We start from the raw sequence: 19,534 nt of genomic DNA on the forward strand, positions 1-19,534 counted from the left end.
CCCCCGGGTGCTGGCGCGTCCGTCCACGCCCGCCTGAGCATCCGGCGCGAGCCTGGCGGAGCGCACGCCGATACGGCGGAGCAGGGTGTCCATCGTCGCCGGACCGGCCGCGTTGGCGCGCAACCGGTTCCAGCCATATTGGGCGACGACGTCGCTGTACCAGCCATTGTCCCAGAAGCGCGTCCAGTAGCCGCCCGCCGTCCAGCCCTTCAGCCGGTCCTTGCCGGCGGCGCTGGCGTCGAAATGGCGCACATTGGCGTTCATCCGCCCCCACGCGCCATAGACGCCGGCATGATCGCGCGAGCCGCGATAGAGGTCGATGCCGATCTGCACGGCCAGCATATCGTAGTTGAAGCGCGGGCCGTCACGGTAGATGCCGCGCGAAAGATCACCCTGCGTGCCGGCTTGCAGGATCAGCCGTCCCCAGATCTGCGACGGCCCGGTCCCGCCGCCGGCCCGCGCCACCCCGCCGCCTTCGTCGCCGACGCGCTCGTGCAGCGTATCGAGCAAGGTGGCGCCGTAGAGAAGCTGCATCGCCGGCATCGCCGCATAGAGCGAGGCCTCGGCGCGATATTCCGGCACGAGCGGCAAAGGCGGTTGCGGCGGCTCGGGCGCTTCCGCCTCCGGCGGTGAGGGCGGCTCGGGCGGCGCCGGCACGTCGGCGCAAATCTCCACCAGCGGATCGAGCGTGCAGTCGAGCGTCGAGCGCAGGAACCAGTCATTGGCGGTGCTCGCCGCGCTGCCGCCTCGATAGAGATGATATTCATAGGGGCCGGCGATCACCCGGCCGCCGAGCGAGAAGGTGTCGATCGCCGTCGTCGCGCCGCTCTCGGCGAGCACCAGCCGAATGCCGTCGCGGGTGGTGAGCGCGCCGCTTCCGCCGGCGGGGTTGACGAGGATCGTGGCGCGGCCGGTGGCGATGCCACCGTTCAGCGACAGCAGATCGGTCCTCGAATCATCCGCGTTGAGCATGGTGTTGAACAGGATCTGGCTGCCCGGCACGAAGGCGTTGGTACCGCTGGTGATGACGAAGCGGCTGAAGCCGGAGGTGGCCGCAGCGGGCAGGCCGCGACCCGCGATGTCGAGCGTGCCGGCGAGGCTGAACCTGTCGGCGCGCACCTCGCCGACCGATCCGCCGGCCAGCGTTCCCCCGGCGAAGACGGTGAAGGCGGTCGGCTCGACCGCTCCGGCATCGGCGGCGAGCATGCCGTAGACCGCGTCGTCGCGGACGGCGAACGTGCCGCCGCGCACCTCGGTGACGCCATAGATGCGCGACCACCGGTCGACGGCGGCGGATTGGCTCGCGCCATCGAACATCACCGCGCCCGCGCCGCTCGCCGTCACCGTCACCGGCCCGCTCGCCTGATTGCTGGCGATCGGATCAAGGAAGCTGATCGCGCCGGTGGCGGTGGTGTCGAAGGCGAGGGTCGCGTCGCCGGACAGATTCTCCAGCCAGATCGCGTTGGCGCGCGCGCCCACCATATTGCCGGTGAAGCTGACAGTGCCGCCTGTCGCGTTCAGTGTGACATTGCCCGCCGCCCAGATCGCGCCGCCGCTGGCGGTCAGCGGCGCGCGCGTGGCAGCGCGGGTGACGAGGCCGGCCGCGCGTTCGGCAAGCGCCTCGTCTACCGCCGGTCCGGCGGCGCGGGCGGCAGGTCCGCCGGCGCGATTGCCGGAAATCAGGCTGTCGCCGGTGACGTTGAGGGTGATGTCCCCATCGGAGACGATGGCGCCGCCGGATGTACCGGATCGGTTGTTGCTGATCGTCAGCGCGCCGGTCAGCGTCGTCGAGACCCCGGAAAAGATGGCGCCGCCATCGCCCGGCCCGGTGCCGTCCGCGCCGCCGGCGCTGTTGCCGGTGAAACTTATCGTGCTGCCGGCGCCGCCGAGGACGATACTGCCCTCGCTGGCGATCGCTCCGCCGAGGAGGAAGGCGTTGTTGTCGACAAAGTCGATCGTACGCCCGTTGATCGTCATGACATTGCCGGCGCCATCCTGGCTGATCGCCCCGCCGCCATTGGTGGCGAGCGTGCCCTCGCCGATGCTGCCGACGACGTTGCGGGCGAAGCTGACGGCGCTGGCGGCGTTGCCGATGGTGGCATTGCCGGCCGCTCCGATAGCGCCGCCGACGATGCCGGCATGATTATCGGTGAAGGCGATGCGCGCGCCATCGATGACGAGATCGCCGCCATAGGCGTTGATCGCCCCGCCGCTGGTTCCCTCGGCGGCGTTTCCGGCGAAGCTGACCTCGCTCGTCGCATTGCCGACCCGGATCGTGCCCGCGCGCGTATCGAGCGCGCCGCCGCCATTTTCGGCGATGTTGCCGGAGACGGTGATGCTGGCGCCGTCGACGACGATGCCGCCGTCCTGCAGCCAGACCGCGCCGCCATAGCCGAACGAGGCTGTGCCGAGCGTAGCGGCATTGTTGTCGGCCAGCGTGACGACGCTGTCCGGCCCGCCGATGATCGCATCGCCATTGGTGACGAGGATGCCGCCGCCCAGGCCGTCTGCCGCGCTATTGCCGGAAATGATGATCTCGCTGCCGCGGATCGTTACCGGACCACCGGCGAAGATCGCTCCGCCGTCCCAGCCCGCGCTGTTGCCGGAGAGGCTGGTGACGCCGCCGGCTTCGCCGATGGTGACCGCGCCGAGGCCATAGATCGCGCCGCCGCGCGCGGCGCCGGCATTGCCGGCAAGCATCGCGTTGCCGCCCGTGATCAGGACGTCCTCACCGGCATAGATTGCGCCGCCATGGCCGCCGGTGTCCGGCCTCGGTGATTCCCGGAGGATCGGCGCGCGCCCGCCTGGCGAGGGAGCGCTGGTGGTGGGCGCTTCATTGCCGGCGATGGCGACGTCGGACCCGGTGATGGTCACCGCCTTCTCGGCATAGATCGCGCCGCCATAATTGGCGGCGCTGTTCCCGGTCATGGAAACAGTGCTGCCCGCCCCGCCGATCAGCAAGGTGCCAACCGCCGCCACCGCGCCGCCGACATCGCTGGCGCTGTTATCGGTCAGCCTGATCTCACCGCCGTTGATCGTCACCGTGTCGAAGCCGATGACGGCGCCGCCCATGCTGCCGCTATTCCCGTCGATCGTGACGCGGCTGCCGGCATCGCCGATCGTCACCGGGCCTTCCGCATAGATGGCGCCGCCATGGCCGGACGTGCTGTCGAGAATGCGGGCGAGAGCGCCGGCGCCGGCGACCCCCGTTACCGCGCGCTCATCACCCTCGATCGTGACGCGGGCTTTGCGCAGCGCGGTCGTCCGGGCGCCGGTGGTGTCGTTGCCGGAGAGAGTGATATTGGCGCCGGTGATCGCGACCGCGCCTTCGCTATAGATCGCGCCGCCATAGGCGGCGGTGTTGCCGGTGATGGTGACGGCGCCGCCATCCTCGCCGATCGACACGCCGGTCTCTGCATAGACCGCGCCGCCGCTGGTCGCCGCCCCATTGCCGGTCAGGCTGACATCGGCGCCGTTGATGGCGACGTTGATGCCATAGACGGCGCCGCCCCAGCCACCGTACAATTCGCCATTAGCGTCCGTGACGCCAGCGGCATTGAGGACGTTATTATTGCGGATCGCGACGATGCTGTCCGCGCGGCCGATAATGACGTCGCCGTCCGTGTCGATCGCGCCGCCGGAATTATACTCCGCGTGATTGCCGGAGATGGTGATGTCGCCGCCGTTGATCGTGGTCGTGGTCAGCTGGCCCTGGGCGACATTGATATAGTTCATGATCGCGCCGCCCCCCGTGAGGGAGCCATTGTCGGTCAGCGTCACGATGCTGTCGGCATCGCCGACCGTCACCGCGTCCCGCCCGAAGATCGCGCCGCCCTGGCCGTGCGCGCTATTGTCGGAAATGCTGATCTCGCCGCCGTGTATCGTCAGGGCGGCGCCGAGGCCCTGCCACAGCGCGCCGCCATGGCCGCCGGGTTGATTGTCGTCGCCGGCATGATTGTCGCTGATGGTCACGACATCGCCGGTGATCGAGGAACTGGTGGTGGTCGCGTGGAGCGCGCCGCCGGAATTGGTGCGGGCGATGTTGCCGGTGATCGTCACCGCCCCAGTGCCGGCGCCGCCGATCGTGTAGCCGGTGCTATCGATCGCGCCGCCGGTGCCGCTGAACTCCTGGGAATCGGTGGTGCCGCTGATATTGCCGGCGAAGGTGATGCTGGCGCCGTCGATCGTCACATGGGCGCCGGCGATGGCGCCGCCACTGGCGAGGTGCCCGGATATATTGCCGGAAAATGTGACGATGCTGCCGGCATTGCCGATCGAGACATCGCCCGCGCTGATCGCGCCGGCGGCCGAGGTGGCGGAATTGCCGATGAAGCTGATCCGCTCGCCGGTAATCGTCAGCGCCCCGCTCGAACGGATCGCCCCGCCGATATGCTCGCTGTGGTTGCCGCTCAGCGTGACGTCGCCGGTCATCGCGATGGCCAGGCTGCCGACCTCGAAGCCGAGGTGAGAGATGGCGCCGCCATAGCCACTGGTCGCGGCGGATGGCTGGTTGGCGCCGGTGAGCGTGATGTTGGCGAGGTTGAGGCTCGCGGACGAGCCGGAGGCGATGGTGAAGCGGCCGGCCACGCCGGCGCCGTCGTTCATCGTCAGCACATGCCCGTCGCCGTCGATGGTGAGGCCGGGCGCGCCCTGCGGCAGCGACACCGCCTGCGACAGCCAGATGCCGTCGCCGGTCAGCAGCCATGCTGCATCGGCGGCGGGCGTCGTCGTGCCGGCGGCGGTCGACAGTTCCGAGGCGGGCGCAATGCTTGTCTGCGCCCAGGCCGCCGGAGCGACCGCGATCAGGGTCGTCGACAAAAGCAGAAGACGCGAATTGAGAACGGGATCGCATGCCATGTGTGACGATCTCCATGATCGACGACACACCCCGACTGCATCTTCCGAGTCTAGTTGAACACACCCCCTGATAGAACCTGGAGTTCAACGAGATTGATCGCTTTCGGATCGTATATCCGCACGGGTCGGATCAAGTTGCCGCTCATGACTACTGGCATTTGATTTTTGTCAAATCTCGTGCGGCCAAGTCTCGGCACGATCGATGCTCTGAAGAGCAAGGAGGATCGGATGAAGGCGCTCGTTTATAATGGGCCGGGCCAGATGGCGCTCGAGGATCGGGCCATGCCCGTGGTTCGCGATGCCGGCGACGCGGTGGTGCGCATCGTGAAGACGACGATCTGCGGTACCGATCTGCATATCCTGAAGGGCGACGTGCCGAGCTGCACGCCCGGCCGCATTCTCGGCCATGAGGGCGTCGGCGAGATCGACAGCGTCGGGGCGGGCGTGACGAGCTTCAAGCCGGGCGACCGGGTGTTGATCTCCTGCATCAGCGCCTGCGGCCGTTGCGACTATTGCCGCCGCAACATCTATTCCCATTGCCGCACCGGCGGCTGGACATTGGGCAACGAGATTGACGGCACCCAGGCCGAGTTCGTGCGCATCCCCCATGCGGACACCAGCCTCTATCCGGTGCCGTCCGGCGCCGACGAGGATGTGCTGGTGCTGTTGAGCGACATCCTGCCGACCGGCTTCGAATGCGGCGTGCTCAACGGCAAGGTGTCGCCGGGATCGACGGTCGCGATCGTCGGGGCCGGGCCGGTCGGGCTCGCCGCGCTCTTGACCGCTCAGCTCTATTCCCCGGCGCGGCTGATCATGATCGACCTTGACGACAACCGCCTTGCCATCGCCCGCCAGTTCGGCGCCACCGATACGATCAATGCCGCGGACGCGGGCGCGGCCGAGCGGGTCAGGGCCCTGTGCGACGGCATGGGGGTCGATACGGCGATCGAGGCGGTCGGCGTGCCCTCGACCTTCCTGTTTTGCCAGGACGTCGTCGCGCCGGGCGGGGTGATCGCCAACGTCGGAGTGCACGGCGCCAAGGTCGACCTCCACCTCGAGCGGCTTTGGTCCCGGAATATCGCCATCACCACGCGGCTGGTCGACACGGTCAGCACGCCGATGCTGCTCAAGAGCGTGTGCACCCACCGCATCGATCCCGCCCGGCTGATCACCCATCGCTTCAAGCTGGACGAGATCGTCGCCGCCTATGACACATTCGGCCATGCGGCGACGACGCGCGCGCTCAAGGTGATCATCACGCCGTGACCGGGGGGAGCGACGGGATTGCGACGAGTGCGGCGTCGCCCTGTCGCGCGGCGCGGGCGATCGACATCGTCATCGCACCGATCGCGGCGAGCAACGGCATGCGCCTGTCGCCGATCATCGCGACTTCACCGAGAGGGGCCGCCATCCGCTGCCGGTCGTCGAGCGAGAGGCTGGTGCCGATGCCGCCCAGCGACTGGCGGTGGGCGGCGCGGTCCAGAAACGGGCGGACGGGGCCGAGCAGCGCGTCGACACGGTCCTCGCGGGCGGCGATCACCAGCCCGGCCGCGGCGCAGGCGCGGATCAGGGCGGCGCGGGCCACCGCCTCGCCATAGCGCAGCAGGGCGCCGCGCCGGTCGCTGAGCATTCCGTGGGCGAAGGTGGAGAACAGGCTGGGCGCCGATCGGCGGACGCGCGCATCGTGCAGCGGCTCGCGGAGCTGGCGGAGGAGATTGGCCTGGTTGCGCATCCGCGCCGTGGCCAGCGCCTGCGACAGGCCGACCCATAGCTGCTCGCCGATCGTCGTCCGGACAGCCCTGACCGGCGGTGACAGGACGCCGACGGGATGATGGCCGGCATCGGCCACGATCATCATGACGCCATGCTCGGCGAGCGCGGCGACGAGGGCGTCGCTGATGCTGGCCTGCGGCGTATCGATGATCAACCAGGCGATCTCGGCAAGCGCGAGCGTGGTCTCGGCGTCGGACTGGACGATGACAAGGCGCTCGTCCCGATGGCGAAGCAAGGCCGGCCGGGAAATATGTACACCGCGCCACGCAGGATGAAGATCTGTTTCGGGTGTGTCCACGATTTCCACCTCGTCAACTGGTCCTGCCGATGCCCCTGCGTTGAGTCGACATGGTGTTCGGCGACTTGCAGTGATTGATTAGCACAAGGCCGAGATGGTCGATTGGATATGAACACAGCCAACTGGAAAATCGTCGTGTTTACTGGGAAAAAAATACAATTTTCTGCGGTGATGTCGGAAATCGGACTTGCCAATCCAATTTGCGGACTGTGTAAATCCGCCGCTCAGGGTCCTGCGGACGGATGAAGGAACTCGCTATGGGATCCCACAAGAACAATCAGCTCGCCGAGCGCGGCCGGGAGGCGAGCGATGTCATCGTCGACTCATCGGATCGTCGCGCCAACTTCCTGATCGATGCCACGCCGTCCGAAGTCTCCCGATATTCGCGCGCAGGACATGATCTTGTCCTGGAGATGGAGCGCGGCGATTCGGTGTGGATCAAGGGATTCTTCGCGCACGGCGTCGATTTCAATCGCCTCGCCTTCGTTCATGACGGCAGGTTGCGTTGCATCGAGTTCCCGGACGCCGGGGGCGATGGGGCCGGCCTTCCGGTCGCGCTCGATGCGCAAGAGAGCGTCGCCTCTCGCCTCAACGGGCCTGCAGGCGCGGCCGGCGCCTCGACGCCGACGGGGTACACCATTCGCATCCAGTTTCGAATCAACAATCACGCCGCGCTGCTCCGTGCCTTCGGTGATCGGATCATGGGCGAGGTCGATCAGGCGCTTCGCCGGCGCGTCGGCGCGCATATGCATGACATCGCCCGCCTCGATCTCGGTCCGTTTCGCGAGCGCCAGGACGGCATCGATCTCGACATCGCCCTGCCCAGGCGGATGCCGGCGGACCTCGGCCTGCAACTGTGCCTGCTCGGGCTCAGCAATATGTGCGCGACGATGCCGTTCATCCCGTTCGCGACCACCGCCGGGCCGGTCCATCTCTCGCTCTCCGCGGAGTGTCGGCGGCCGGATGGCGGGCTCGTCGGAACGGTCGACGGCTTCCTCGCAGCGGAGCCGATCACCGGCAACGGGCGCCGGGATCGCGTCTATCGCGAGGACATGGCCGCCGCCTCGCAGCTGCTCTGCGCGCTTCGCCCCAAGGCGGGGGAGGGCGATGAAGGGTTTGCCCTCTGCTGGCAACCGGTGCGCTCGGCCGACAATCGCGACAGCATCCTTTATCACGAAGGGCTTGCCCGGGTGATGGGTGCGAACGGGGAGGCCCGGTCGCAAGGGAGCGCAATCGCCTCGCTGGAGAGGATCGGGCTGATCGGCGCCTATGATCACCTGATCATCAGGCTGGTGCTGCGCGAGCTCGAACATTCACCGGAGGCGGTGCTCGGCGTCAATGTGTCGGCCTCGACGCTGCGCAGGGACAGCTGGTGGGAAGCGCATATCGCCTATCTCGAGCGCGATCGCCCGCTCGCCGAGCGGCTGATCATAGAGGTGACGGAGACGGCCGTGCCCGAGACCGTGTCGGAGATGTTCGACCTGTTGGCGCGGCTGCGGCGCTGCGGGGTGCGCATCGCGCTCGACGATTTCGGCACCGGCTTCGCCTCGATCTGGCAGCTCAATGCGATGGCTCCGGATATCGTCAAGATCGATCAGGTGTTCATGCGACGGGCGGCGGTGTGCGAGCACGATCGGGCAGTATTCCGGCAGGTCGTAAAGCTTGCGCAGTTGATCGTGCCAACTGTCGTCGTCGAAGGCATCGAAAGCGGCGCCGAGGCAAGTCTTGCGAGGGAGGCAGGCATTATCTGGCAACAGGGTTTCTACTGGGGTCACCCATCGTTTCTGAGGCCATGGCGCGTCGGATTTCACGACGACGTCGATCAACCCCATGACGATCGAACTTTCCCGGGATGACCGCGTCGCGCGACCCTCGAAGCGCGGCCGGCGCATCGTCGCCGAAGGTCGCCAAATCGGGCGCCCTCGCCGAAATGGAGAAGTCTGCCAGCGCGCCTGCAAAAAACATCGGTATTACAGAGTCATCTATTCTGAACGGCTGTGCTGATATGAAGGGCGCGCACCAGATTTCCGGAGGAGAACATTACCGGGTTCCAGATGAGCGCGACATTGATCATCACTTCATCTGTATCAATTGCGGTAGCCGATATGTCCTCGGATGCGGATGCGCCTGCCAGTTGCGCGGCCGGCCGGAAACGCCCCGGCGCGACGATCGAACATGACGGATAACGGGGATGCTGAGAGAAAAGCGACAGGCTGGCGTCGACGATGCCCAGTCGATCGGGCAGCTGGCGAAGACGACTCTATTGGTGTCTCCCACCATCGAGCCCGTTGCGGACAGTCTTGAACTCGGTGCCCGCAACGTGTTCGCCGTGCGCTCCCACGAGAATCCGCACCACACCCATCACACGATCAGCTCGCTGTTCTGGATCACCATGCCACTGACGCCGACCTATGGGCGGCGGTGCCTGAACGGCATGAACGAGGAGGGGGCACAGGAGGCATTCGCGATCAACGTCGCGCCGCCGGACTGCAAGAAGAGCGTCGAACTGGATGTCGAGACCGAGCTGCTTCATCTGTTCATCAATCCGGCGCTGATCGATGAGGTCGCGAGCGAACTTGCCGGGCGGACCCTGTCCGATATCGCGTTGCAGCCATTATTCAACCGGTGTGACAATCAACTGAGCGGGCTGCTCCGGTCGATCGGCAATTCGTTGTTGCGCGAGGCGGGCGGATCGCGACTGATGATGGATTATCTGTCGCGCGCGCTGTGCGCGAACATCCTCCTCAAATATGCCGTCGAACCGATCACGCCTTCGCCGTTCGAGCCGTCACCACAAGGCCTCGGCAAGCGGCGGATCGCGCGTCTGCAGGACTATCTGGAAAGCCATCTCGCGCGCGATATCCAGCTCGACGACATGGCGTCGGTTTGCGGCATCAGCCGCAACGGCTTCATCAGGCGGTTCAAGGCGTCCAAGGGCATGACGCCGCATCAATATGTCATCCAGATGCGGGTCAAACGCGCGCAGAGCCTGTTGACCGAAGGAGAAATGCCGCTGACCGAAATCGCCGTGCGATGCGGCTTCTCCGATCATTCGCACTTCGCCAATACATTCCGCATCTGGACGGGCGTTTCGCCGAAGCAATATCGCGATATGCGCTGACGCTCCCTACCACTTCAGGCGCAGGCCCAGCCGTCCCGACGCGGTGTAGTTCCCGGTCGGGTCATGCAGGCTGGCGTGCATATCGGCCTCCGCGAAGAGAACCACCCTGCCGCCGCTCCAGCCATTGGCGCCGCCGATGCCGAGCCCCGCCCGGAGCCGGTCCTGCCGGTTGGCCAGCCGCAGGCGATTGCCGCCGGCCGCATCGGACACAATCGCCCGGCCGCCGTCGAGAAATTCATAGCTGATTTCGGGAATGACATAGACGTGCGAGGTGGACCGGCCGGCGTCGCCGGTCTCGCGGTCGAGGGCGATACCGATCCGGCCGCGCAGGCTATCGCCCGTGCCGCCGGAGACGCGCGCGCCGAAGGAATCGTCGAATGTCGTGAAGCGGACACGCGAATAGACGAGCTGCGCCTGGGGCGTGAGGCGCAGCCCGCCACCGGCCGCCATTTGCCATCCGCTCTCCAACGAGACGACGTCGCCGCGGCCATGATTGTCACGGATCGCTGCCGCCCCGCCGGTGTCGGAAACGAGATCCGTATCGTACCAGCTGTGCTGCGCCTGCGCGTCCGCATAGAGACCGTCGGCGCCGCGCCAGGTCAGCGTCACGCCGAGGCCGAGTCCCGAGGTCTTGATGCCGCCCGATCCTTCCGGAGAGAGGATTGCCGAGCGCCCGGCGGCGTGGCGGCCGGTCAGCCCGGCGACCAGCTCCGAGCCGGCGGCGCTTTCGAACAGAGCCGTCTCGATGCCGAGGTTGATGGCATGAAGGCTATCGCTGCGCACGGCTTGCGTCGTCGTTATGCCGCCCGCCGCATGGCTGATCTCGCCGTCGATCCGGCCCCAGATATGTCCGCGCTCGCTGCGCCTGCTCTGATAGCCGATGCGCTGGCGCAGCGTCGGCACGGTGTTCAGTGCGAGCAGCGACGGCGCATAGCCTTCGTAGAGCGGTGTGCCCGGGTTGAGCAAAGGCGCGGGCGTGCCGGGCTGCTCGGGATCGACCAGCGCCGAGCGCAGATACCAGTCGGCATCGTCGCCGCGATCGAGCGTATAGGCATAGCCGCCCGCGACGACTGCCGGACGCCCGGAGGCGGTAACGAAATCGCCGAGCAGCGTGAACACGCCATCGGATGCGCCAAGGATCTCGATCAGCTTGATGCCGAGGTCGGTCTGCGCGCCGAGGCCGCCGGCATTGACCACCCGCACCATGCTTCGCCCAAGGCTATCGCCGAGGATGCGCAGCCTGCCCGTCGCCGCGCCGTCGCCGGCGAGCACGGTGCTGAACGTCACGGTGCCGCCATTGCCGAGATAATCGCCCGCCACCGTCAGCACCGCGCCCGGCCTGTCGCCGAGGTCGACGCGCCCGGCATTGGCCAGCCCGGCGATGGTCTGGCTGTGGCCGGCGAGATCGAGCGTGGCGCCGCCTTCCACCGTCACCGTCGAGCGCGCGCTGAACACATCCCCGCCGCCGGCGCGCAGCGTGCCGGCAGCGATGCGGGTGGCGCCGGCGTGATCAGTGCTGCCGGCGAGGACCAGCGTGCCGAGATCCGCCTTCACGAGCGTGACCGCGCCGTGCAGGGTCGAGGCCAGTGTCGCGGTGAAGGCGGCGCCCCGCGCTGTGCCATCGCCGACACGGATCACCGCGTCGCCGTTGCCGGCAAGGGTGATAGCGCCGCCCTTGACGACATAGCCGTCCGACGCGAACTGCATGCCCGGGGCGACGATATCGCCGCCCTGTTCGTCGACCGTCACGGTGCCGGCCTCGCCGGCGAACACGGCGAAGGCACGATCGGCGAAGCGGCCGTTGATGCGGCCCTGTTCGTCCGTCCAGCTATCGCCGCCCTGCCAGATGCCGTTGCCGCCATTGACCGCGCCGTCACTCTTCGGGCCGGCATCGCCGTCCCAGAAGCGCAAGCCTGCCTCGCCGCCGGGGCCGCCGCCCCCTTCGCGGGCCGGTTCGCCGCCGCCGCCGCCCGACGTCTGGGCGCCGACGATGAGGTTAACCTGTCTGGCGATCGCAGTCTGGACGACGTAACCTGACGCGACAGGCATGTCGCCGGTCGTCAAACCCCGATCAGTGAGTGTGCCGGCATAATCGAACAGCCGATAGAGGCCGGGGCCGAACGTGCCGCCATCCGCCACCCGGACGTTGAGCAAGCCATCGAGAAGGAGATCGCCGCCGACCACGACCAGATCGTTGAGCGGCCCGCCGGCGACATTGGCCGCCCCCAGTTCATAATTGAGGATCGCCCCCGGGGACAAGGCGAGGCCGCCATTGATGGTGAGCGTGCCGGCGCCCTGTCCGGGGGCGAGGATGCCGCCATCGGCAATGGCGACGCCGCCGCCGATCCGGCCGCCGCCGCCGAGCGTCGCCCCGGCGGCGACGCTGGTCGGCCCCGTCGCCGCGCTCTGGTCACCCTCGATCAGCAGCGTGCCGGCGCGTACATCGGTCGGGCCGGCGTAGGTGTTGGCGCCGGTCAGCACGAGGCGGCCCCCGCCCGTCTTGATCAGCGCGCCGGGGTCGGGATTGCCGGGGTTGCCGGCGATCACGCCGCTCTGGACCAGCGTCGTGCCGCTGGCCGTGTCGATGCTGCTGTCGCCGGTGAAGGCGGCGACGACAATGTCGCGGCCATTGGTGAAGTCCGCAGTGGTGCGCAATGTCGCCCCGCCGTCGAGGACGATGGTGCCGTCCTCGCTGCCCAGACTGGCGCTGCGCGACACCTGCACGGTGGCGCCGATCACCGCCATGTTGAGGAAATCATTGCTGCCGTTCAGCACCAGCGTCCCCTGATCCGCCACGAACAGGCTCGCCTCGCCGACAATGTCATTATCGATCGTGGCGGTGACGGCGGCGCCGGCGTCGCTGCCGTCGCCGACGCGGATGGCGACGAAGCTGCCCACGCCGGGCGCGGCCAGCGCCGGGTCCGGATTTTCCAGCGTCAGCGGATCGCCGGTCAGCCGATAGCCGTCGCTGGCGAACTGCATCCCCCAGCTCGTCACCGCGCCGAGGCTGTTGTCGACGGTGACGGTGCCGCCATCGCCGGTGAAGATGCCGAAATCGCTGTCATGCCATTGCGCGTTGATCGTGCCGCCCATGTCCGTCCAGTTATCGTTGCCGGCGCCCGCCTGCCAGAGCCCCGCGCCGCCCTGGATGCGGTTGTCATTATGACTGGCGGCATCCCAGTAATTGAGGCTGAGGCCGGCCGCGTTGACGAGGTTCACCTGCCCCGGAACCGAGGTCTGCACGGTGAAGCCGGCAAGCGGGCGGGTGATCGTCACCCCGTCATCGGCGACGAACGCGCCGAGCGTCAGGCCATTGTCGGTGAGCGCGCCGTCATAGCTGATGACGCGATAGACGCCGCTCACGAGGTTCTGGCCGGTGTCCAGCACGTTGATCGTCCCGTCGAGGGTGAGGTTCCCCCGAACGATGGTAAGATCATTGCGCGATCCGCCGACATTGAGGTCGGCGAGGTTGTAAAACAGGCGAACGTCCCCGTCGGCAAGAACGAGCATCGTGTCGAACGTCAACGTGCCGGGCAGCAGCGGCGCGGGGCCGGGCGACAGGGTGCCCCCGGCAATCGAAACAGCCGTCCCGCCGAAAATGCCGCTGCCGCCCAGCGTGGCGCCCGGCATAACCTCCGTGTAAAAGGGACCCGCGCTCTGATCGCCGTTCACATAGAGCGACCCCGCTTCCACCAGAGTTATACCGCCATAGCTGTTGTCGCGGGTAAGGATGACAGTGCCGGTGCCTATCTGCCTGACGTTGCCAGCCCCCGAAATGGGCCCGTCGAACCTCAGCGTGTCGCTGCGATTGAAGATCAGGGTGCCGCCCAACGCCACCGGCCCGATGATGCTGCCCGTCGTGCCGCCATCCCCCAGTTGCAGGCTGCCGGTGCTGGTCACCGTGCCACCGGTATAATCATTGTCGGCAAGGAATATGATGGGCACGGAGCGCCTTGTCGTCACCGATCCGCTGCCGGTGATGAGGTTATCTATCCTGGCGGTCCCGGTTTCAGAGTTCAGTGGCCCGATGATGAGTTGTCCATTGTTGACGATCGGGCCGATGGTGGCGAGGCGGCTGCCCGACACGGACGTGAGCTGACCGTCGCTGAGTGAAAGCGAGGCTCCTTCCTCGATGCGCGTGGTGCCCACATAATCGAGCAGACCGGCGGTCAGCCCTAATGTGCCGCCGGCGACAACCAACGATCCTTCTCCGGTGATCGCGCTGAGGCTGGCATTGCTGAAGTTGGTGCCGAGCCCATCGCCAAGCGTGCCGCCAGTCACGGTCAACGTGCCGCCGTTCAGGTTCACGACGCTGTCCCGCACCCCGCCCAGCCGCCCCACCGTCTGCGCCGCGCCGTTGAGGTCGAGCGTGGCGCCGGCCGCCGCCAGCACGACGTCGGAGGCCGGGCCCAGCGCGCCGTCCGCGCCCGCGCGCAGCGTGCCCGCCGCGACGGTGAACAGGCCGCTATGGCCGCCCGAGAAGGTGAGGGTGCCGGCGCCGGTCTTCATCACGTCGCCGGTGATCGGCGCGGTGACGCTGTTCGCGGTCGCGACCGAGAAGGTCAGGCTGCCCTGATTGACGACCCCGCCCGGCGCGACGAGGTCGCTGTCGCGGAAGGTGAGCGACGATCCCGCGTCCACCTGCACGCGGCCGAGAGCATAGGCGGGCGCGGTCAGGCCGATATCGGCGTTGCCGGTCGCCTGGAGCAGATCGAAATTTACGATGGCGTTGCCGAAAGCCGGCTCGGCGATGGCGTCGAAGACGATGCGGTCGCCGCCGCCGCCGCCGTCGATCGCCCCGGTCAGCGCCGATCCCTGGCGCAGGATCACCCGGTCGCCGCCGCCGCCGAGCCTGACCGCGCCGAGCGCGCCGGAGATCGCGCCCTCATTGTCCAGCGTGATGCCGGCATCGCCGCCGGCCACGCCATAGCCCTGTTCGGCGGTGATGGCGCCGCTGTTGGTGATCTGGCCGCGTCCGATCAGCTCCACGGCGTTGCCGCCGACGCCGGCCGCCGACGGCGCGCCGCGGGTGATGATGGTGCCGGTGTTGACGATGAAGCTCTCCGCCACGCTCTGCGCGCGAATGCCGGCGTTGGAGGCGTTGACGCCGGCGCCGCTGATGCCGCCGCGCGTCTCGATGCTGCCATTATTGACCAGCGTGTTCCCCGCGCCGGCATTTTGCGTGCGGGCAAGCAATCCCACCGAATTGGCGAGGTTGACGATGATCGAGCCATTATTGACCAGCGTGTTGCCATAGCCGGTGGTCGCCGTCGTGCTCCCCGGCGTGCCCGCCCAGATCGCATAGCCGTTGAGCAGGTTCGTGGTGACGACGCCGTCATTGGTGACGGTGGAGCTGTTGTTGACCTGCACGGCGGCGCCGGAGGCGTGGATTTCGGCGCCGGCCTCGATGATGATCGCGACATTGGATGAGCCCGACGCGGCGATGATGCTGCTGATGGTGTTGGTCGGCACGCTGCAGATCGCGGTCTCGCCGGACGCAGGCGCGAAATTGTTGCAGTCGGCAAGCGCCGGCGACGCGACCGTCGAGGCGCAGAGCATCGCGATCAGGCGGCGCTTTGAAGAACGGCGCGCGTGAAATGCTGTTACGGCGACCATATTCGGCTTTCCCAATGCTGGCCTCGCCGCCCTGATTACGCGACGATGATTGGGGTCAGCCAGTAGTTGCCGCGCAAATGGTCCAATCAAGTATTTTTCTGAAAATTATCGATCAATCTTGCAAACACGAATATGATTGCAAGATCGCACATTTAGTTGAATGCCTGTCTTGTCATCGTGGTTAATCGGTTGTCTCACCTTGGTGGTTGTGCAACCGGCCGCGAGCTTTATTGATGAGAATCCCCTATCTCTTGAACGCCTCGCTTACGACGCTGGCGATCTGTTCATCCGCCGCCTTCGCGCAGCCGGCGGCCGGGACCGACGAGGCCGGTACCCTCCTTCCCGCCGACGACCTGCTGGTGCATCCGCTCGCGGCGCCGGGCCCGGTTCCCGCCACCGAGACGATCGACGGCGCGACGATCATCGTGCGCGGTGATCAGAGCGGCGACCAGCCGTCGCCATGGCAGGTTACGGGCCCGCTCTATATCGGCTCCGCCGGCACCGCCGGGCTGAACGTCCTTGACGGCGGCGTCGTCGCCACCACGACCGGCAATATCGTCATCGCGAGCGGCAGCGGATCGCAGGGCAATGTCATCGTCTCCGGCGCGGGCTCGTCGCTGACGAGCGCCGCCGACATCATCGTCGGAATTTCAGGCATCGGCCGGATGGACGTGCTGGACGGCGCCACTGCCGCCACCGCCGGAAGCGGCCAGATCGGCATCTCTGCCGGGCCGAGCGTCGCCACGGTCGACGGCGCCGGATCGACCTGGACGATGAACGACCAGTTGAGCGTCGGCGCCAATAATGGCGGCATCGGCGTGCTGAACATCACCGGGGGCGGCGCCGTCACCCCCGGCTCGACGCTTTTCGTCAGCGATCCCGCCGGCGCGACCGGCACGATCAACATCGACGGGCCCGGCTCGACGCTGACCGTCGACAGCGCGCTTTCGGTCATGGCGATGAACGGCACGGCGACGCTGAACATCAGCAATGGCGGCGCCTTCATCTCCAACACGCCTGATTCCGGCTTCGGTTATGCCGGTGTCTACGCCGCCTATTCCACCGGCTCGAACGCGGCGATCACCGTTTCCGGCGCGGGCTCGCGCCTGACCGCCGTGGGCAGCCTCTCGATCGGCTTTCAGGGTGACGCGACGCTGAACATCACGGGCGGCGGCGTCGTCTCCGGCAATTATGTCTATCTCGCCAACAAGGCCAACACCTTCACGCAGGCGACGATCGACGGAGAAGGCTCGGCGCTGGTCGCGACGGGCGCCGTCTATATCGGCAGCATCGGCCAGGGCATATTGACGCTGCGCAATGGCGGCCTGCTCACCTCGCCGGAGCTGACATGGGTGGGTGCGGCGGCCGGTGGCACGGGCACGGTGATCATCGGCGCGTCCGAAGGCAGGGCGCCGGTCGCGCCGGGGGTGCTGGACACGCCGGAACTCCGGCTCAATCCGACGACCGCGCTGATCCTCAACCACAACGCCACCGATTATGTGTTCGACGCCCGCATCACCAACACCACCGCGATCAGCGGCGATGTCCGGCATCTCGCCGGCGTCACCACCTTCACCGCGAACAACAGCTTCGACGGCAAGACGGACGTGCGCGGCGGCACCCTGTTCATCAACGGCGACCAGACCGCCGCGATCGGCGAGACGCTGGTCGCCACCGGCGCGGAGCTGGGCGGTGCGGGCACCATCGGCGGCAATGTCACGCTGGCCGCCGGCGCGATCCTCGAGCCCGGCCCGGGTTATGACCGGGTCGGCACGTTGACGATCAACGGCAACCTCGCGCTCGAGCCGGAGGCGGTGCTGAAATACCAGTTCGGCGAACCCGGCGTGGCCGGCGGCCCGTGGAACGACCTTACGATCGTCAAGGGCGACATCGCGCTCGGCGGCACACTCAACGTCACGGTGCCCGACGGCGGCAATTTCGCGCCGGGCGTCTATCGCATCATCAGCTATGACGGCGCGCTCGGCGGCGACGGGCTGATGCTGGGCGCGGCGCCGGCGGGTGATCTTTCGGTCGAAACGACAATCCCCAATCAGGTCAATCTCGTCAACACCGCGCGCCCCGCCGAGCCGGAGCGGCCCCTCCTGCTCAATTTCTGGGACGGCGAGGATGATCGCGGCGTCGATAATGGCGTCATCGACGGCGGCGACGGCATCTGGCGGGTGGAGTCGCGCGACAATGACTGGACCAATCGGCGCGGCGCCGAAAACGGCCCCTATGCCAACGGCTCCTTCGCGATCTTCGCGGGCGCGCCGGGCCGCGTCACCGTCGATAATGGCTATGATGCCCCGGTCGCTTCGGACGGGATGCAGTTCCTCACCGGCGGCTATGTGATCGGCGGCGATCCGGTCACGCTCGATCCGGGCCGCAATTTCTTCCGCGTCGGGGACGGCACCAGCAATGCCGTGGATATCGTCGCGACGATCGAGGCCGATCTGGTCGGCCCTGGCGGCCTCGACAAATATGACGCCGGCACGCTGATCCTCACCGGGGCCAACAGCTATGGCGGCGGCACGGTGATCACCGCCGGCACGCTGCAACTGGGCGATGGCGCAACGAGCGGGTCGATCGTCGGCGATATCGTCGACAACGCCACGCTGGCCTTCGATCCGGCCGGCAGCGCCGCATTCGAAGGTGCGATCTCCGGGACGGGCGGGGTGCGCAAGATCGGGCCGGGGACGACGATCCTAAGCGGCGCGAACAGCTACAGCGGCCCCACCCTGATCGAGGGCGGCACGCTGCGCGCCGGCGCGACAGGCGTGTTCAGCGCGCGGTCCGGCGTCAGCGTCGGCGCGGATGCGACCCTCGATCTGGGCGGCTTCGGCCAGATTTTGCCGGGCCTCGCCAACGCCGGTATGGTGCGGATGGGCACGGCGCCCGGCACGGTGTTGCGCGTCGCGGGCGACTATGTCGGGATGGACGGCGCGATCGCCTTCAACACCATGCTCGAGGCCGATGCCTCCCCGACCGACAGGCTGGTGGTGAGCGGCGGCGCGGTGTCGGGCCATTCCGTGGTGCTGATCAACCATGTCGGCGGCAATGGCCAGCTCACCACCGGCGACGGGATCGCGCTGGTGCTGGCCGAAAACGGCGCGACCACCGCCAGCGATGCCTTCACGCTCGGCGGTCGGGTGATCGCCGGGCCTTATGAATATGCGCTCTATCGCGGCGGCGCGGGCGGTGCCGAGAACTGGTATCTGCGCTCGGTGCTGGATTGCGCGCTCGATCCGCTGGTGGACATCTGCGACGGGCAGGGCGCGCCGCAGCCGCCGCTGGCGGTGACGCCCGAATATCGCGCCGAGGCGTCGCTCTACGCGGCGATGCCGGCGATGCAGTTGCTCTATGATCGCACGCTGATAGACACGCTGCAGGAGCGGATCGGCGACGAGAGCGGCGGCGCGGCGCGGCGCGGCGGCGGATGGGGGCCGTCGCGGATCTGGGGCCGCCTGCTCGTCCAGGGCGGCACCCAGGGCGATCTGGCGCGCGGCATCTACCGCGACGGCGCGCGCTTCAACTACGATATGTATGCCGTCCAGATGGGCACCGACCTCTATCGCGGGCCGCGCGATCATGTCGGCGTCTATGGCGCGTGGGGGCGGATGCGCGCCAATGTCCGCCATTTCGACGCGACCCATGCGGGGCGCGACACGCTGAAGAGCTGGACGGCGGGCGGCTACTGGACGCGCTTCTGGGACGATGGCTGGTACAGCGATATCGTTGCCCAATATGGCTGGAGCGATTTCCGGGCGGTGTCCGCCGGGCCGCTCACCATGGACACGGTGCTGCGCCGCCTCGGCATCGGCCTTGCCCGCACCGCCCCGGAAACGACAGGCGGGGTGACGACCCGGGGC

General features: G+C 67.6%; 9 protein-coding genes. 6 read left to right on the top strand and 3 right to left on the bottom strand.

Annotation, left to right across the window (positions count from 1 at the left end):
• Positions 1 to 4,818, bottom strand: a 4,818-nt coding sequence (locus tag KOF26_RS16835) for a hypothetical protein (protein ID WP_216327936.1), incomplete at its 3' end; no start/stop codon positions are given.
• A gap of 267 nt (positions 4,819 to 5,085) precedes the next feature.
• Between KOF26_RS16835 and KOF26_RS16840 the strand changes: the two genes are divergently transcribed.
• Entirely contained in the window at positions 5,086 to 6,123 is a 1,038-nt protein-coding gene (locus KOF26_RS16840) for a zinc-dependent alcohol dehydrogenase family protein (protein ID WP_216327941.1), read from the top strand.
• Here KOF26_RS16840 and KOF26_RS16845 read toward each other — a convergent pair.
• The gene (locus tag KOF26_RS16845; protein WP_216327944.1) at positions 6,113 to 6,865 is read right to left on the bottom strand and encodes a CRISPR-associated endonuclease Cas1; all 753 of its coding nucleotides are present in this window, start codon (positions 6,863 to 6,865) and stop codon (positions 6,113 to 6,115) included. The genes KOF26_RS16840 and KOF26_RS16845 overlap by 11 nt on opposite strands.
• Before the next feature lie 320 nt (positions 6,866 to 7,185).
• On the opposite strand from KOF26_RS16845, the gene KOF26_RS16850 reads away from it, so the two are divergent.
• The 3 genes from KOF26_RS16850 to KOF26_RS16860 are packed head-to-tail and all read left to right on the top strand — an operon-like array spanning position 7,186 to position 10,049.
• A complete protein-coding gene (locus KOF26_RS16850; RefSeq protein WP_216327947.1) occupies positions 7,186 to 8,784 on the top strand; it encodes an EAL domain-containing protein in 1,599 nt (532 codons plus the stop codon).
• Complete coding sequence (locus KOF26_RS16855; protein WP_216327950.1) at positions 8,781 to 9,107, top strand: hypothetical protein; 327 nt, start codon at positions 8,781 to 8,783, stop codon at positions 9,105 to 9,107. The genes KOF26_RS16850 and KOF26_RS16855 overlap by 4 nt, the downstream gene beginning before the upstream one ends.
• A 12-nt stretch (positions 9,108 to 9,119) precedes the next feature.
• Positions 9,120 to 10,049 (top strand): helix-turn-helix domain-containing protein, encoded by a 930-nt coding sequence (locus KOF26_RS16860; RefSeq protein WP_216327953.1) that lies wholly within the window; start codon positions 9,120 to 9,122, stop codon positions 10,047 to 10,049.
• Positions 10,050 to 10,055: 6 nt separating this feature from the next.
• On the opposite strand, the gene KOF26_RS16865 is transcribed toward KOF26_RS16860, so the two are convergent.
• On the bottom strand, positions 10,056 to 15,521 hold the full coding sequence (locus KOF26_RS16865) for an autotransporter outer membrane beta-barrel domain-containing protein (RefSeq protein ID WP_216327956.1): 5,466 nt from the start codon (positions 15,519 to 15,521) through the stop codon (positions 10,056 to 10,058).
• Between KOF26_RS16865 and KOF26_RS16870 the strand changes: the two genes are divergently transcribed.
• Together KOF26_RS16870 and KOF26_RS16875 are read left to right on the top strand one after the other, a co-directional pair.
• Entirely contained in the window at positions 15,493 to 15,645 is a 153-nt protein-coding gene (locus KOF26_RS16870) for a hypothetical protein (RefSeq protein ID WP_216327959.1), read from the top strand. The genes KOF26_RS16865 and KOF26_RS16870 overlap by 29 nt on opposite strands.
• Positions 15,646 to 15,916: 271 nt before the next feature.
• The coding region (locus tag KOF26_RS16875; protein ID WP_216327963.1) for an autotransporter outer membrane beta-barrel domain-containing protein at positions 15,917 to 19,534 on the top strand (3,618 nt) is incomplete at its 3' end.

Origin of the sequence: Sphingomonas quercus, assembly GCF_018863195.1 — a bacterium.
Lineage (GTDB): Bacteria > Pseudomonadota > Alphaproteobacteria > Sphingomonadales > Sphingomonadaceae > Solisphingomonas > Solisphingomonas quercus.